Annotated in this window: 13 protein-coding genes; 8 read left to right on the forward strand and 5 right to left on the reverse strand. The window is 74.3% G+C overall.

The features are described 5' to 3' along the window. Positions 1-240 precede the first annotated feature (240 nt). Both ACJ73U_RS45075 and ACJ73U_RS45080 read right to left on the reverse strand, forming a co-directional pair. Complete coding sequence (locus ACJ73U_RS45075) at positions 241-570, reverse strand: STAS domain-containing protein (protein ID WP_407783945.1); 330 nt, start codon at positions 568-570, stop codon at positions 241-243. Further along, entirely contained in the window at positions 567-4,421 is a 3,855-nt protein-coding gene (locus ACJ73U_RS45080) for a SpoIIE family protein phosphatase (RefSeq protein ID WP_407783946.1), read from the reverse strand. Before ACJ73U_RS45080 ends, ACJ73U_RS45075 begins: the two co-directional genes overlap by 4 nt. Positions 4,422-4,702: 281 nt before the next feature. Here ACJ73U_RS45080 and ACJ73U_RS45085 point away from each other — a divergent pair, with 281 nt between their 5' ends. Together ACJ73U_RS45085 and ACJ73U_RS45090 are read left to right on the forward strand one after the other, a co-directional pair. Then, positions 4,703-6,163, forward strand: a complete 1,461-nt coding sequence (locus tag ACJ73U_RS45085; RefSeq protein ID WP_407783947.1) for a CoA transferase — start codon at positions 4,703-4,705, stop codon at positions 6,161-6,163. A 5-nt stretch (positions 6,164-6,168) separates the two neighbouring features. Beyond that, complete coding sequence (locus ACJ73U_RS45090; protein WP_407783957.1) at positions 6,169-7,689, forward strand: class I adenylate-forming enzyme family protein; 1,521 nt, start codon at positions 6,169-6,171, stop codon at positions 7,687-7,689. On the opposite strand, the gene ACJ73U_RS45095 is transcribed toward ACJ73U_RS45090, so the two are convergent. The 3 genes from ACJ73U_RS45095 to ACJ73U_RS45105 are packed head-to-tail and all read right to left on the reverse strand — an operon-like array spanning position 7,652 to position 10,769. After that, the gene (locus tag ACJ73U_RS45095; protein ID WP_407783948.1) at positions 7,652-8,440 is read right to left on the reverse strand and encodes a methyltransferase domain-containing protein; all 789 of its coding nucleotides are present in this window, start codon (positions 8,438-8,440) and stop codon (positions 7,652-7,654) included. The two genes, ACJ73U_RS45090 and ACJ73U_RS45095, sit on opposite strands and share 38 nt — an antisense overlap. Beyond that, complete coding sequence (locus ACJ73U_RS45100) at positions 8,437-9,576, reverse strand: DegT/DnrJ/EryC1/StrS family aminotransferase (protein ID WP_407783949.1); 1,140 nt, start codon at positions 9,574-9,576, stop codon at positions 8,437-8,439. The genes ACJ73U_RS45095 and ACJ73U_RS45100 overlap by 4 nt, the downstream gene beginning before the upstream one ends. Further along, positions 9,573-10,769, reverse strand: a complete 1,197-nt coding sequence (locus tag ACJ73U_RS45105) for a DegT/DnrJ/EryC1/StrS family aminotransferase (RefSeq protein WP_407783950.1) — start codon at positions 10,767-10,769, stop codon at positions 9,573-9,575. Before ACJ73U_RS45105 ends, ACJ73U_RS45100 begins: the two co-directional genes overlap by 4 nt. 122 nt (positions 10,770-10,891) lie before the next feature. Between ACJ73U_RS45105 and ACJ73U_RS45110 the strand changes: the two genes are divergently transcribed. From ACJ73U_RS45110 to ACJ73U_RS45135, 6 genes are all read left to right on the forward strand, one after another. After that, entirely contained in the window at positions 10,892-11,911 is a 1,020-nt protein-coding gene (locus tag ACJ73U_RS45110; RefSeq protein ID WP_407783951.1) for a Gfo/Idh/MocA family oxidoreductase, read from the forward strand. Next, a complete protein-coding gene (locus ACJ73U_RS45115) occupies positions 11,908-12,756 on the forward strand; it encodes a sugar phosphate isomerase/epimerase family protein (protein ID WP_407783952.1) in 849 nt (282 codons plus the stop codon). The genes ACJ73U_RS45110 and ACJ73U_RS45115 overlap by 4 nt, the downstream gene beginning before the upstream one ends. Then, positions 12,753-14,015 (forward strand): M20/M25/M40 family metallo-hydrolase, encoded by a 1,263-nt coding sequence (locus ACJ73U_RS45120; protein ID WP_407783953.1) that lies wholly within the window; start codon positions 12,753-12,755, stop codon positions 14,013-14,015. Before ACJ73U_RS45115 ends, ACJ73U_RS45120 begins: the two co-directional genes overlap by 4 nt. Continuing rightward, positions 14,012-15,121, forward strand: a complete 1,110-nt coding sequence (locus tag ACJ73U_RS45125; protein WP_407783954.1) for an Ldh family oxidoreductase — start codon at positions 14,012-14,014, stop codon at positions 15,119-15,121. The genes ACJ73U_RS45120 and ACJ73U_RS45125 overlap by 4 nt, the downstream gene beginning before the upstream one ends. Further along, entirely contained in the window at positions 15,121-16,038 is a 918-nt protein-coding gene (locus tag ACJ73U_RS45130) for a Gfo/Idh/MocA family protein (RefSeq protein ID WP_407783955.1), read from the forward strand. The genes ACJ73U_RS45125 and ACJ73U_RS45130 overlap by 1 nt, the downstream gene beginning before the upstream one ends. After that, a partial coding sequence (locus ACJ73U_RS45135; protein ID WP_407783956.1) for a DUF6917 domain-containing protein occupies positions 16,035-16,318 on the forward strand: 284 nt, incomplete at its 3' end. The genes ACJ73U_RS45130 and ACJ73U_RS45135, both read left to right, overlap by 4 nt.

Consider the following 16,318-nt stretch of genomic DNA (forward strand, 5'->3'; position numbering starts at 1 on the left):
CCCCCCACGGCGCCGAATCAGGACTTCCACAGCCTGGTCGGAAGGGCTGACAGACGACTGACAGAGCACTTCCGCGAGAACCTGAGTGGAATTCGCGTAACGCTCACGCGCTGCGGGGCGACGAGGTCATCGACCGTGAACGTTCCGGAGTCCGCCCTGGGACGGGCGCGGTCAGGTCACTCCCGCACAACGAGTGACAGACCCTCCGCCGGACGCGGGCGGAGGGTCGCCTGCGGGTCCCTAGGCGAGGGCGTCGCGGGCGGCGTCCACGGTGGCGTGGTGGGGCAGGGACATCAGCGCGGCGGCCCGCCGCACGGGGCTGCTGACCGGGATGACGATCGCGGCCTTTCGGGCCGCGAGGATGTCGCTGAGGGCCGCGAAACCGGCACTGTCGAGGTAACGCACGTCGCTGAAGTCCAGGATGGTGGGTCGCGTGCTGGGGATCTCCTCGACGGACCCGGCGAAGTCGGACGCGTTGGTGATGTCGATCTCGCCGGTGACCGCCACGACCGCCGGGGCGTCGTCTACGTCGCCGGGTGTGACGGTGAGGGTGTAGCCGGCCTCGGTCATGGCGTCGCTCCGTGCGGTGCTTCCTGCGCGGCGGATCGGCGGTAGGTCATGGTGACGCGGGTGCCTCGGGCGGTGCGGACGGTGTCGACGTGGTCGGCCAGGCCGTTCATGAGTGTCAGGCCACGTCCGCGCAGCGCGATGTGGCGGCTGGCCGAGGAGTCGGCGGTCCACTGCCCCGAGTCGCTCACCGTCACCGAGAGGCTGTCGTCGAGCGCGGCGCCCTCGACGGACACCGTGGTGGCGCGGGCGGAGCCGCTGCCGTGTTCGATGGCGTTGGCCAGTGCCTCGCAGGTGGACAGCAGCACGTCGTAGACGAGGTCGTCGGGCAGGTCCATGTCGCGCAGCCACGGCCGCATCCGCTGGCGCACCACCGGAACCTGGTGGATGTCGGCCGGCACGCAGGCGACGAAGCGGTCGGGGGTCGCGCCGGTCGTGCGGATCGCGAGGATGGCGACGTCGTCGGTGTAGCCGCGCGCGGGTGCCATGCGCCGGAGCAGTTCGTCGCACACCGCGCCGGCGGGCAGGGTGGCACAGGCTTCGGCGGCCTCGGCCAGCCGGGCGAAGCCGGCGTCGAGGGACTCGCCGCGGCGCTCGATGAGCCCGTCGGTGTAGAGCAGGACCAGCGAGGCGGGCGGCAGCTCGATGTGCCCCGGCGGCCCGGTGAGGGCGTTCCCGGACGACGCCGCGAGGGGCATCTGGCGACCGTCCTTGAGGTACCTGCTCGTGCCGTCCGGCAGCACGACCAGCGGGTAGGGGTGTCCCGCGCAGGCGTAGCCGAGGGTGTGCGTGGCCGCGTCCAGCACCGCGTACGCGACGGTGGCGCAGTGGGCGCCGGGCTCGGCGGCGGCGCAACGCTGCAGCACGGACAGCACGGCTGCCGGGTCGGTGTCGGTGACGGTCGCCGCGGCGGTGGCGGCCCGCAGCGTGCTCATCACGGTCGCCGCGGGCAGCCCGTGGCCGACGACGTCGCCGACCGAGACGCACAGCTTCGTCGAGTCCGGGACCGGGGTGGCCTGGTACCAGTCCCCGCCGACCCGCATCGCCTCCGCGGCCGGCTCGTAGACCGCGGCGATGACCGCGGCGGTCGAACCACGGTCGAGGCGGAGCAGCTGTTCCTGGAAACCGACGGCGATGCGGTGTTCCCGCTCCGCGGCGAGCGCCCGGTTGACGGTCGTGGCGGTGGTGAGCATGGCCACCCGGATCGCCTCGAGGTCGGCCGGGGCGAACGACCGCGGGTGCGACCACAACAGGGCCGCCGCCGCGATCACCTCCCCCAGCGCGTCCCGGATAGGGTGGATCACGAGGGCGCGGACGCTGTCCTCGGAGTCGCTCAGCGTCCACTGGTAGCGGGGATCGGCATCGGCGATGTCGGTGATCACGATCGGGGTACCGGTGCGGATCACGTCGGCCAGCGGGATCGGCGACTCGGCACCCACCACGTGGTAGCGGTCCTGGAGCTCGGGGAGCATCTGCCCCTCGTAGGTGATCCGGATCCGGCTGTCCTCGCGCACGCCCAACGCGGCGGCGGTGGCCTCCTGGCCCGCGACGGGAAACGCGATCAACGTCGTGAGGGCCTCGGCGATCGAGGTGACGGAGCCCATCGCCACCTGGAACTCGGCGACCCTGGCGACGTGCCGGGAGTCCTCGTCGTCACGCGCACGCGCCGCCCGCTCCCGGGCCACGGCGTTGACCCGGGCGGTGACCCGGGCGAGGAGGTCCGCCGAGGTGAACGGCTTCGGCAGGTAGTCGTCGGCACCGTGGGCGAACCCCTCGCCGGCCGACTCCAGGCCGGCTCGCGCCGACAGCATCAGCACGGGTGTCGAGGCCAGGTCCGGGTCGGCCCGCAACGCCCCGACGAACCCGAAGCCGTCGAGCTTCGGCATCATCACGTCGGTGATCACCAGCGCGGGCCGGTGCCGGCGCACCCCCTCCAGTGCGGCCTCGCCGTCGGCGTAGGTCACGACCTCCCACCGCCCCGACAGCACGCGCCGCAGGTGCTGGCGCATGTCGGCGTTGTCGTCGACGACGAACACCAGGTCACGGCCGCCTGGCTCGTGCGCGGGCTCGGACTCCGGCGCGTCGAGCCACTGCGAGGCCTCGGCGACGTACGGGTTGGTGACGGGCGCGGTCCACACCTGGTGACCGGCGAGCGCGGACTCGGCGGTGGCGGCCGGGAGGGTGATCGTGACGGTGGTGCCGCGGTCGACCTCGCTCGCGACCTCGATGCCGCCGGCCTGCAGCTCCACCAGGCTCCGCACGAGCGCGAGCCCGATCCCGCTGCCCTCGACGGTGCGCCCGCGGTTGTTGCCGGCGCGGTAGAACCGGTCGAACAGGTGCGGCAGGTCGCCCTCGGAGATCCCGATCCCGGTGTCGGCGACGCTGACGCGCACCCGCTCGCCGTCCGGCGCGACCTCGACGGTGATCGAGCCGGCGAAGGTGAACTTCACCGCGTTGGACAGCAGGTTCAGGACGATGGTCTCCCACATGCGGACGTCGACCTCGGCGTCCACCGACGCGCAGCGCAGGACGAGGTCGAGCCCGGCGCGGTCGCACAGCTCGGAGAAGGAGGACACGATCTGCTCGGTGAGCGCACCGAGGTCGACCCGGACGCGCTCGGCCTGGGCGCGCCCGGCCTCGGTGCGCGAGAAGTCCAGCAGCGAGTTGACCAGCCGCAGCAGCCTGCCGGCGTTGCGTTGCACCGTCCGCAGCCGTGCCACCTGGTCCTCGTCGCCGCCGGCCTGGGCGATGGCGTCCTCGACCGGGCCGAGCAGCAGCGTCAGCGGCGTGCGGAACTCGTGGCTCACGTTGGTCAGGAACGCGGTCTTCGCCCGGTCCAGCTCGGCCAGCGCGTCCCCGCGCCGGCGTTCCCGCTCGTAGGAACCGGCCGCCGCGAACGCGGCCGAGACCTGGTCCCGCAGCAGCGAGCAGAACCCGCGGTACTGGTCGTCGAGCGGCCGCAGCGGGTTGAGCGCCACGACCAGCGCGCCGACGACCTCGTCCTTGCCCACCCCGCCGGCGGTCGGGAGCACCAGCGCCTGCCGGGGGCTGTGCACGAACACCGACGCCAGTCCGGGCAGCCGCTCGAGCAGGTCGTCCACCACGGCGCCCCTCTGGCCGACGTCGGCGGGCAGCGCCGCGAGGTCGTCGAGGGTCGCCGGCAGCAGGTCGGCGACCCGCGGCGTGGCCGCCCGCAGCCGGGCCGATCCGGCGCGCTCCTCCCGCACGTACAGCGCGACGAACGGCAGGTCCGGCAGCGGCTTGGCCCCGAGGTCGAGCACCGCGCGCACGGCGTCGTCCACGCTCTGCGTCTCCACCAGGGTGGAGGCCAGCGTGTTGAGGATGTGCAGCCGGCGCTCGCCGAGGACGCGCTCGGTCGTCTCGGTCACCGCGCAGAAGATGCCGCCAACGTGGCCGTCCGCCATGACGATCGGGCTGTAGCTGAAGGTGAAGTACCGCTCCTGCGGGTTGTCCGCGGTGACGAGGGGCAGCAGCAGGTCAGCGGACCAGGTGGCCTTCCCGGTGGCGACGACCCCGTCCAGCATCCCGCCGATCGAGTCCCAGATGTCCCACCAGACCTGCCTGCCGGGCGTGCCGAGCGCGGCCGGGTGCCGCTCCCCCAGCATCGGCACATAGGCGTCGTTGTAGACCAGGTACAGCTGCCGCGGGTCGAGCCACAGCACGATCGGGAACCGGGACGTCAGCGCGACCGCGACCGTGGCCCGCATCGCCGGCGACCAACCCGAGAGCGGCCCCAGCGGGTGCGAGGCCCAGTCGTACTCGCCGAAACGCCGCCCCATCTCACCACCAAGCGCGACCGCCTCAGCGAGGTCGGCGGGAAGATCCTCACCCACCGACGACACCTCCTTCGACTCCACCCCGGGCACCGCCGCTTCGCTATGCCCACCAACCGAGAACACTGAAGAAGTGCGTCGGCCCGCGCAGAACATTACCGTGACCGAATGCCGGGCTCGTCCACATGAGCCACGAGCCCCGGCCGCCGCCCGGAAGAGCCGGAGTGGACCTCTCCGTGCCCTTCCCTTCGACGCGGCGGAGGCGGGACCGAAGCCCCGATGTGGTGAAAGCATGGCGACCGGCGCGCGGCGGCGGCGGTGCGTTGGTAGACGTGACTGGTATGAGCGAGGTGGTCGCCGACCGTTCGTTTCGGCTCGACGGGACAGCGGGTTCGTCGGTGGACTGCGCCGTCGACTGGGCCGGGCCGGTGGACCTTCCCCTGGCCGACGAGCTGTCGGTGCAGGCGGCCTGCGGGATCATGCACGTCCACGGCCGCAAGGTGGGCACGCCGACGCCGCTCGGGGTGGACTACGCCTCGGTCGTGGCCCGGGTGCTGGCGGCCCAGGGCGTGCTCGCCGCGATGGTGGCGCGGCGGCGCGGGGCCGGCATCCGGGGCGTGCGGACCTCGGTGGCGCAGGCGGCGCTGCTGTCCGTCGGGCAGTACCTGGCCGCCGCCACCACCGGGGACCGCTGGGTCGAGCCCCGTGGCACGGGTGGGCCTCCGTTCGTCGCGGCGGACGGGGTGCGGTTCGAGATCGAGACGTTCGACGCCCATGCCTGGCAGGCGTTCTGGGCGCGGGTCGGGGCACCGCGTGCCGCCGTCGCCCGCGGCTGGCCGCCGTTCCAGCTCCGGTTCGCCACGGCCACCTGTCCCCTACCGCGCGAGCTGCACGCGGCGGCCGGGCGGCACGGGTTCGCCGCGTTGCGTGCCGCGGCCGACGGTGCCCGGGTGGGGATCGTGCCGGTCCGGACGGGCGGCGCGGCCGGCGGCCCGCCGTGGTGGACGGTGCCGCTGCCGGTGGTCGCGGCCGAGCTGTCCACGCATCCGGGCGGTCTCCCCCTGGCGGGACTGGTGGTGGTCGAGTCGACGCGCCGGTTGCAGGGGCCGCTCGCCGGGCACGTGCTGCGGCTGCTCGGCGCGGACGTCATCCGGATCGAGCCGCCGGGCGGTGACCCGCTGCGGGGGGTGCCGCCGATCGCCGGGGACACCTCCGCCCGCTTCCTGGCGCTCAACCGCGGCAAGCGGGTGGTGGAGCTCGACCTGCGGCGGGACCGGCACGCGGTGCTGGACCTGGTGGCGGGAAGCGACGTCTTCGTGCACAACATGGCGCCCGGCAAGGCCGCCGAGCTGGCGCTGACCGCCGACGTCCTCGCCGCCGTGCGACCCGGCCTGGTGTACGCGTGGGCCTCCGGCTGGCACGACGCGCTCGGCGCCGCCGCGCCGCCGGGCACCGACTACCTGGTGCAGGCCCACAGCGGTCTCGGCGCCGTGCTGTGGCCGCCGGGCCGGCCGCCGGCACCGTCGCTGATGACGCTGACCGACGTGCTGGGCGGGCTGGTGTGCGCGCAGGCCGTCCTGGCCGGGCTGCTCGCCAGGGCCACCACCGGGTACGGGCAGCGGGTGGAGTCCTCCCTGCTGTCGGCCGCCGGCCTGCTGCGTGGCGCGGTACGGCGTCCCGGCGGCCGTTCGGCGGTGCCCGTGTGCACCGACCTGGCCGCGCTGGCGGCCGACCACCGGTTCGCGGCGGCCCTGGAGCACGACGGCTGCGCGTTCGTCCGCACGCCATGGGAGTTCTCGTGACCTGGATGTCGAACAACGGGGTCGAGCTGCGGGACCTGGTGCCCGCCCGGCTGCGCCGGGAGTGGGTGGCGCGTGGGCACTGCCCCGACCGCGACCTGTTCACCCTGTTCACCGGCCGCGAGCGGGCGCACCCCGACCGGGCCGCCGTCATGGCCCCCGGGGGCACGCTGACCTACGCGCAACTCGGCGCGGCCGCGCGGCGTCTCGCCGCCCGGCTCGCCGAGTGCGGGCTGGGGCCGCGGGACGTCGTCGGCGTCCAGCTGGCGGCCGGCGCGGAGGCGGTGGTCGCCGACCTCGCCGTGGCCGCGGTGGGATCGGTCGCGCTGCCCATCCCCGCCGGCCGGGGGCACAAGGACACGCTGACCCTGCTGCGCCGGTCCCGGGCCGCGGCGTTGGTCACGTGGACCGCGCCGCAGGCGCACCTGCCGGACCTGCGCGTGGTGCTCTCCCCTGCGGACGGCACCGACCCGGCCGGCTGGACGCCCCCGGCCGTCGACGCGGAGGCACCGGCCAGGATCCTCGTCACCTCCGGCTCCGAGACCGAGCCGAAGATGATCGCGTACTCGCACAACGCGATGGCCGGCGGGCGGGGCAACTACGTGCGGGCCCTGTACCGGGGGCCCGAGGTGCTGCGGGGCCTGGTGCTGGTCCCGCTGTCCTCGTCCTACGGCTCGCTGGGCCTGGTGAGCATCGTCCGGCACGGCGCGACCGTGCAGGTGCTGGACCGGTTCGACCCGGACGTGGCGCTGCGGGCGCTGACCGAGTGGCGGCCGACCCACCTGTTCGCGGTGCCGACCATGTTGCGGCGCATGGTGAACCGCCCGCGCCCCAACGGCGAGGACCTGTCCGGGCTGCGGGTGGTGGTGTCCAGCTCGTCGCTGCTGACCCCGGCGGCCGTGGCCGAGTGCGTGGCGCGCTTCGGCCGGCCGGTGGTCAACGTCTACGGCTCGGCGGACGGGGTGAACTGCCACACCGGCCGGCGGCGCCAGGGTGTGGGGCTGCCCGACCCGGCCGTCGCGGAGATCCGGCTCACCGAGGAGGGCGAGATCTGCGCGCGGGGACCGATGACGCCGCTCTGTTACGTGAACGCGCCGGAACTGGACGCCCGGTACCGGGACGCCGAGGGGTGGGTGCGCAGCGGCGACCGCGGCCGCCTCGCCGCCGACGGCTGCCTGCACCTGGTCGACCGGCTCAAGCAGGTCGTCATCCGCGGCGGCCGCAACATCAGCCCGGCGGAGGTGGAGTTGGAGCTGAGCACCCACCCGGCGGTGGGCGACGTGGCGTGCGTCGCGGTGGCGGACGACGATCTCGGGGAACGGCTGTGCGCCTGCGTCATCCCGCGGCCGGGGGTACCGGCGCCGACGCTGGCCGAGCTCACCGCGTTCCTGGAGCACGACCGCGGCCTCGAACGCGGGAAGCTGCCGGAACTGCTCGTCGTGCTACCGGAGTTTCCGTTGGGCGCCACGGGAAAGCTGTGCCGCCACACGCTCACCCGCCTGGCCGCCGAGCGTGTACCGAGTACGTGACGTACGACGAGGCAACGAACCCGGGGTCGGCCAGCAGGGCGCGGACGTCCTCGAGCTGCCGGTCCGTCATGCCCGCGGCGAGCAACTCGTCCCGCAACGCGTGGGAGTGGTGGATCAGCAGCCGGGTGCCGGGGGAGCCGCCCGGCCAGGTCCACAGCCGGGGACACGGGTCCACGTCGACCATGCCCAGGTCCCGCAGCTCGCCGGCGATGTGCCGGCCGAGGAAGATGTCGTTGCCCGCCGCGACGACCACCCGGTCCTTGGCCTCCATGAACGCCTCGAACAGTGCGGACGCCGCGGGGTCGGGGGTGAGCAGGGGCCGGACGTAGCTGTTGTCGAACTCGTCGATCTGCAGCCAGCCCCCGGGCTTGAGCGCGGCCAGCAGCCGGCGCAGCACGGCGGCCCGGTCCGGGAGGTGGCGCAGCAGGAGGCGAGTGACGATCAGGTCGAACTCGCCCCGCGGCAGGGGGTCGCGCGTGATGTCGTGCCGGCGGACGTCCAGGCCGGGCACCCGGCGGATGTGGTGCGGCTTGATGTCGGTGGCCAGCACCCGGCCGTCCGGGGCGACCCGGTCGGCGAGCCACCGCGCGACGCTGCCGCCGCCCGCGCCGACCTCCAGGCACCGCCAGCCGCGCGTCACGCCCGTCACGGCCAGGCGCTCGGTGGTGAAGGGGTCGAGCAGCTCGGCCAGTACCCGGTGCTGCTCGGTGGCGAAGGCGCTCTCGTTGTCGAAGACGTAGGTGGTGGTCACAGTTGAACCTCTTCCCGTGCGAACTCGCACACTGCGGCCGCGATCCGGGCCACCTGCTCGTCGGCCAGGTGCGGGTAGATCGGGATCGCCAGGGACCGGGCGCAGGCGGACTCGGCGTGCGGCCACCGGGCGCCGGGCGGGGCGAACGGTGCGAACGCGGGTTGCGCGGGCAGCGGCCGCGGGTAGTACGCGTGCGAGCCGATGCCGCGGGCGGCCAGGTGGTCGCGCAGGGCGTCCCGGCGCTCGGCGAGCAGCGAGTAGACGTCGTAGCTGCGGCCGTTGCGGCCCGGGGGCGGTGGCCGCACGCCGCGCAGGCCCCGGAACCGTTCCGTGTAGAACTCGGCGATCTCCGCCCGCCGGGCCAGCCGGTGCGGGAACGTGGCCAGGCGGTGGATCTGGAACGCGGCGAGGATCTCGTCGAAGCGGCTGTTGTAGCCGACCTCGTGGTGCAGGAACCGGGTGCGGCCGTCCTGCCCGTGGTTGCGCAGTCTCCGCACCCGCGCGGCCAGCTCTGGATCGCCGGTCACCACGGCGCCACCCTCGCCCGGCATGCCGAAGCTCTTGACCTGTACGAAGGAGAACACGCCGGCGTCGCCCCAGCAGCCGGCCGGCACGCCGTCGAGCACGGCGCCCTGGCCCACCGCCGAGTCCTCGAGCAGCCGCACGCCGTACCGGTCGGCGATCCGCCGCAGCCGCGGCATGTCCGCCATGATCGAGAAGATGTGCGCGGGCATGATCACCCTGGTGCGCGGCGTGATCACCCGCTCGACCTCGTCCGGGTCGACGGTCAGCGTGCGCGGGTCGATGTCGGCGAACACCGGCGTGGCGCCGAGGTTGACCACGGTGGCCGCGAGCGGTGCGCAGCCGAACGCGGGCACCACCACCTCGTCCCCCGCGGTGACCCCCATCGCGTGCAGCACCAGGGTGAGCGCGGCGGTGCCGCTGCCGCAGGCGATCACCTCCCGGCCCCCGAGCCGCTCGCACAGCAGCCGCTCGAGCTCGGCGGTCCGCGGGCCGAGGATGAACCGCTGCGCCGGGTCGAAGCCGACGTCGAGCACCACGCGCAGCAGGTGCTCCCGGTCGGCCTCGAACAGGTCGGGCGGGAAGAACGGCACCTCGCCGGCCACCAGCGTCACGAGCCGCTCCCGGTGTAGAAGTCGCGGAGGTGGTCACACACCAGGTCCACCTCGGCCTCGGACAGGTCCGGGTACAGCGGCAGCGCGATCGTGCGCCGGCAGACCGCCTCGGCGACCGGGAACTCGCCGGGGACGCCCCGCAGGTAGCCGAAGCACGGCTGCAGGTGCAGTGGCGTCGGGTAGTAGATCTCGGTGCCGACGCCGCACGCCGCGAGGTGCGCGGCCAACTCGTCCCGCCGCTCGACCTCGATCAGGTAGACGTACCAGACGGGCCGGGTCGGCGCCTCCCTCGGCACGGGCACCGGTAGCCGCAGCACACCGGGGACGTCGCGCAGCCGCTCGTCGTAGGCGACCGCCAGCTCGGCCCGCCTGGCGATGTCCGCCTCCAGCCGCGCCAGCTTGGCCAGCAGCACGGCGGCCTGGATGTCGTCCATCTTGCTGTTCACGCCGGACAGGGCCGTGGGGTTGGCGATGCCGGGGAAGTGCGCGAGCGTGCGGCCGAAGCGGCCGTGGTGGCGTAGCGCGCCGACGGTCTCGGCGATGTCCGGGTCGTCGGTGAGCACCGCACCCGCGTCGCCCAGCGCGCCGAGGGTCTTCGCCGGGAAGAAGGACAGCACGCCGCCCACACCGGCCAGTCCGGCGTGGACACCCCGCCAGCGCATCCCGATGGCCTCGGCGCTGTCCTCCACGACGGTCAGCGACTTCCGGCGGGCGACGTCGAGCACGCCGTCGAGGTCGGCGAGCTGGCAGAACAGGTGCACCGGCATGACGAAGGCGCCCTCGGGGGCGACGCGCGCCACCTCGGCCGGGTCGATGCCGTAGCCGTCCGGCTCGATGTCGGCGAAGACCGGCGACCCGCCGGCCAGCACCACCGAGGACGCCGACGCCACGAAGCTGAACGCCGGCACCACCACCGGCTGTCCGGGCGCCAGCCCGGCCGCCCGCAGCAGCAGCACGAGCGCGTCGGTGCCGCTGTTCACGGCCACCACGTGTCGTGCGCCGGTGTATTCGGCCAGCGCGCGCTCGAATTCGGCGACCTTGTGGCCGTGCGAATATTTTCCGCGATCCGCGACGTCCTCGATATGGTTGGCCACGGTCGCCCAGATTTCGGCGAACGTCCGGGCCTGTGAGAAGAACGGAATCTCCCCCACTGCCGGCACGGGGCTGGGACCGGTGGGCAGTGCGGTGGTCATGAAACGGACAGTAGGCCGCGGACCTGCGGCGGGGCAATTCGAGCGGCGCGCTTCACTCCTTCCGGTGAGCGGCGACCAAGATCACTTGACAGTCCAATCGCCCCTTGAGTTCGCTTGCGGTTGTGACCGAGAAGGCGAGTGCCGCGCGAAAAACCGCGACGATGGAATACGCCGGCCTCCGCACGCTGGTCGTCGGCCTCGGCAACGCCGGGGCGAACCTGCACCTGCCCGTGCTGAACCGGTTGCGGGCGGAGTGGCCCGCGTTGTTCGCGGTCGACCCGCCGCTGGGTTGCGACCCCCGCCACGCACCGGGCGCCGCCGTGGTCACCACGGTCGACGAGGCCGTCGAGCGACTCGACCCCCGGCACACCGTGGTGCACCTGTGCACCCCGCCCGCCGACCGCACGGACCCGCTGCGGACGCTCGCCGCGGCCGGCTTCGACAAGGTGCTGGTGGAGAAGCCGCTCGCCACCGGCACGGCCGACCTGGACCGGATCGTCGCGCTGCGTGCCCGGCTGGACCTCGTGGTCGTCGCGCAGTGGCTGACCAGCGAGCTGACGAGCAGGCTCGCCGCGCTGGTGGCGCTGGGGACGCTCGGCGCGCTGACCGACATCCGCTTCGTACAGCGCAAGTCGCGCTTCCAGCGGTCCTCGACCACGGCGGGGCACCCCACGGCGTTCGACGTCGAGCTGCCGCACTCGGTGGGCGTCGCGCTGCTGCTCGCCGGGGACGCCGAGGTCCACGCGGCCCGCTGCCAGGACCTCACCACCGACGCGTGGACACTGCCCCGGCTGGGTGGCGCCCAGGTGGAGCTGCGCCACCACGGCGGCGTGCGCACCGAGATCGTGTCGGACCTCGGGGCGCCGGTGCGGGAGCGGTCCGTGGTGCTGAACTTCGAACGGGGCACGGTCACCGGCCACTACCCGCCCGACGCGAGCGACCCGTACGCGCGGCTGAGCGTGCACGCGGAGGACGGCGGCAACCGGACGTCGGTCTTCCCCGACGACGCGCTCGCCACGTTCCTGCTGTCCGCCTACCGGTACTTCGCCGGCGCCGAGGTGCCCTCGCACACCGACCTGAACATCCGCGTGGCACGGCTGCTGTGCGACGCGAAGCGGCAGGCGCTGGGAGCGTGGGCGTGATCCGCTATGCCGGCATCGGCGACGAGGCCGGCCCCGCCCTGGACACCCAGCTCGCCGCGCTGGCCGAGCTGGGCTGGGACGCGATCGAGCTGCGCACGGTCGACGGCAGGCACCTCGCCGACCTCGACGACCGGCGGTTCGCCGCGATCGCCGCCCGGATCGCCGACGCCGGTCCTCGGGTCGTCTGCGTCGACTCCCGCATCGGCGACTGGAGCCGCCCGATCACCTCCCCCTTCGAGGTGGACCTGGCGGAGCTGTACGTACTGGCAAAGCGCTGCGCGGTGCTGGGCACCCGGTTCGTGCGCGTCATGTCCTACCCGAACGCCGGCCTGCCGGCCGACGAGTGGCGTGCGCGGGTCGTCGGGCGCATGCGGGTGCTCGCCGACCGCGCCGAGCGGGCCGGACTGGTGCTGCTGCACGAGAACTGCGCGGGCTGGGCCGCCACGGACGGCGACCGCATGGTCGAGCTGCTGTCCGCGGTGGACAGTCCGGCGCTGCGGTTGCTGTTCGACGTCGGCAACGGCGTCGCGCACGGCTACCGGGCGAGCGAGGTGCTGGACCGGATCGCGCCCCACGTCGCCCACGTGCACGTCAAGGACGCGGTGCGCGTGGGCGCGACGACCGTCTACACACTGCCCGGCCGGGGCGAGGCCGACGTGGCCGGCTGTCTGCGGACGCTGCTCGCCCACGGCTACCGCGGTCACCTGTCCATCGAGCCGCACCTGGCGGTCCGGCCGCACGAGGGCGTCGCGCACGATGACGGCGGCGCGGCCTTCGTGGCGTTCGGCGCGGCGTTGCGAGACCTCGTCGACTCACTCCCCCGCACCGATCCCGTGGTCCTATGAGGACGGTCGCGCTGCTGCCGGAGGACCACGGGCTGCTGCTCGAGCTGCTGCGGCTGCCGACCGCGGGGCCGCTGGAGTCCGCGACGCCGCCGCGGTTGTGGGAGGCCCAGCGGCGCTATGCCGAGGCCGCCCATCCGCTCGGGTTCCGGGTCGCCCACCACGCGCCGTGCGACCCCGGCGCCGTGGACCGGGAGGACGTGCCGCTGCCCGTGCGGCAGGCCGCCGCCTCCCCCGACTTCCTCGTCATGCAGCCGAGCCTGGTGCTGGCGGCCGGGCGCGGGCCAGCGATCATGTTCAACGTCCACCTCGACACGGTCGCCGGTGACGAGCCGGTCGACTTCGACGGCAGCCGGTTCACCGGCCGGGGCGCGATCGACGCCAAGGGGCCGGCGGTGGCGTTGCTGGCCGGGGTCCGGGCGGCCAACGCCGAGGACCCGGCGCTGCTCGACGACGTCGGCATGCTGGTGCAGGTCGTGTCCGGCGAGGAGGGCGGCGCGATGGGCACGATCGGCACCCGCCCGCTGGTCGAGGCCGGGTTCGTCGGGCGGCTCAACGTGTTCTGCGAGCCCACGGGCCTGCGGGCGCTGTCCCGGGTCACGGCCGCCATGACCGCGCGGGTGTCGGTGCACGGTCAGGACGCGGTCGACGACGCACCCGAGGACGGGCACAACGCGTCCGTGCTGCTCGGTTTCCTCGCCCAGCACCTGGCGTGCGAGCTGTCCGCGGTCGGACGGCCGTGCGTGGCGGGACTGCACACCGGCACCCTGCACAACCGCGTGTACGGCACGGGCTCGCTGCTGCTCAACCTGCCCTACGCCGACCAGGAGCGGGCACGGGTGTGGGCGCGGGTGGTGCCGGCCGCGGTGGCGGCCGGGCTGGACGCGTTCGCCGTCCGGTTCCGCGACGTGCCGGCGCTGGCCAGGACGGCGGCCGACGCCCACGCGGTGACCCGCCTGGAGTGGCTCAAACAGGGCCTGCCCACGCTCACCGGCGCGGACGACCCGTGGGCGGAGGGCCTGCTGTACGAGGCCGGCGTGTCCCCGTGGCCGCCGGCCGAACCGGGGTTCACCTGCGACGCGATCTGGCTCGCCGACGTGTCCGGGGTGTCCACCGTGGTCATCGGGCCGGGAACGCTGGCCGCCAACAACGCGCACGCCACCGGCGAGTTCGCCGAGCTGGCCGAACTGGAGCGGTTCGCGGCCACGGTGGCCCGCGTGCTGCTCGCCTTCGCCCGCCGGGCACGGAACGGAGAGGTATGACCCAGCTCGACCACGCCACGACGGTGCGGGTGGCGCACGCGGACCTGCTGCGGGTCACCGCCGCGATCTTCGCCGCCCGGGGCGTGCCCCAGCAGAAGGCGGCGCTCGCGGCGGAGGCGCTGTGCTACGGCGACCTCGCCGGCATGTCGTCCCACGGCCTGGTCAACCTGACCCGGCTGTACCTGCCGCTGTTCGACGAGGGCCGGGTAGACCCCGTCGCCGAGCCGGAGACGCTGACCGACCTCGGCGCGGCGGTGCTGGTGGACGCGCACCGGGCGTTGGGGCTGTGGGCCGCGGCGCAGGCCGTGGACCTGGCCGCCGCGCGGGCCGCCGCCTATGGCGTGGGGATGGTGTCGGTGCGGAACGCGACGCACTTCGGGTGCGCCGGCTTCCACGCGGCCCGCGCCGCGCATCGGGACATGATCGGGGTGGTCGCCGCGAACTGCGGGCGGCAGCGCATCGCCCCACCGCCGGGTGGGCGTGCCGCCCTGCTGGGCACGAACCCGCTCAGCGTCGCCGCGCCCGCGCTCCCCGGCCACCCGTTCGTGCTGGACATGAGCACCACGGCCGCGCCGACCGGCCGCATCAGGGCCGCGGCCCGCGCCGGCGACCCGGTGCCGGCCGAGTGGCTCGCCGACGACGACGGCCGACCGGTCACCGATCCGACGGCCTTCGACCGCGGCACGGCGCACCTGCGGTGGCTGGGTGGGGACGCCGGACAGCACAAGGGCTTCGGGTTGGGCCTGGCGGTGGAGGTGCTCGCCGCGCTGCTGCCCGGCGCCGGCCTCGGCCCGGCACCCGAGGCACTGACCGGCGACGGGTCCGGACGGGACGACGACATCGGGTTCCTGGCACTGGTGATCGCACCCGGCGCCCTGCGCCGCACCGAGGACTTCCTCGTCGGCGCGGAGTCGCTGTTCGGCACGCTGCTGGCCTGCCCACCCCGGCCCGGGCACACCGTGCGCTACCCCGGTTGGCACGAGGCGCGGCGCTGCCGGGACCAGCGGGCGAACGGCGTCGCACTGCCCAACACCGTCCACCGGGAACTGCGCGACGCGGCGGAAGCCCTCGGCATAGCACCGGTTCTCCGGCAGGGGACGTGCTGATGCTGCGCATCGGGGTGGTCGGGCTCGGGGTGATCTCGCGGTTCTACCTCGCCGCGTTGGCCGGGTCGCCGCAGGCGCGGCTCGCCGCGGTCTGCGACGTCCGGGAGCAGGCGCTGGCGCCGTGGCGGGGTGTGTTGCCCTGCCACCTCGACCACCGCGCCATGCTGACCGCCGAGCGGCTGGACGGGGTGGTCGTCACGACGCCGAACGACACCCATGCCGCGGTCTGCCGGGACGTCCTCGCGGCGGGGGTGCCGGTGTGCGTGGAGAAGCCGCTCGCCACCTCGCTGGCCGACGGCCGGGAGCTGGCCCGGCTGGCGCGTGCGGCCGGACTGGTGCTGCTGACCGCGTTCCACCGCCGCCACAACACGACCGTCCGGCGGCTGGCCAGGGGCCTGCGTACGGGACCGCCCGTCGAGTCGGTCACCGTGCGGTACTGGGAGCGCATCGAGGACCACGTCGGCGCGGACGGCTGGTACCTGGATCCCGCGCGGTGCGGCGGCGGGTGCGTGGCCGACAACGGCCCCAACGCCGTCGACCTCGCGCGGATGTTCCTCGGCGACCTGCGGCTGCGCGAGCTGTCGGTCAGCCGCGACGAGACCGGGGTGGACCGGCGGGCGGCGGCGGTGTTGAGCGCCGCGACCGGCGCGGTCGCCCACCTCGACCTCGACTGGTCCTACCCGGGCGAGTGCAAGCAGGTCGAGGTCGCGCTCGCGGACGGCAGCCGCCGGTGCGCGGACATGCTGGCCGGGCACCGCGAGTTCAAGGGCTCGCTGTGGCACGAGTACGTCGGCGTCCTCGACGACTTCGTCACCGCGGTGCGCACGGGCCAGGACTGCGTGGACTCCGGGCTCGCGGCGCTGGAGTTCGTCGACGCCGTCTACCGGGCCGAGGCACCTCCCGCGGCGGCCCGGTGAACACCCGCGAGGACGGCGCCAAGCGGCCGGTGGACGGCGTGCTCGTCAAGGTGCTCCTGCACCGCCGCGACGATCGGGGGATGTCGTTGGAACCCTTCGCGAGCCGCTGTGTCCGGGCGGGCGAGGTGCACGAGCTGGTGACCACCGACCACCGCGTCGGCGAGCGGATCGACCGCGTCGGCTTCCTCGGCTTCGCCGAGATCAGGAACGCCGGCGTGCTCGACCGGGGCGACGAGGTGTGGATCGGCGGCACCCGGGTGGGCACCGTTCTCGGGTTCGA

This window comes from Actinophytocola sp., from assembly GCF_045807065.1.
Classification (GTDB): Bacteria; Actinomycetota; Actinomycetes; order Mycobacteriales; family Pseudonocardiaceae; genus Actinophytocola.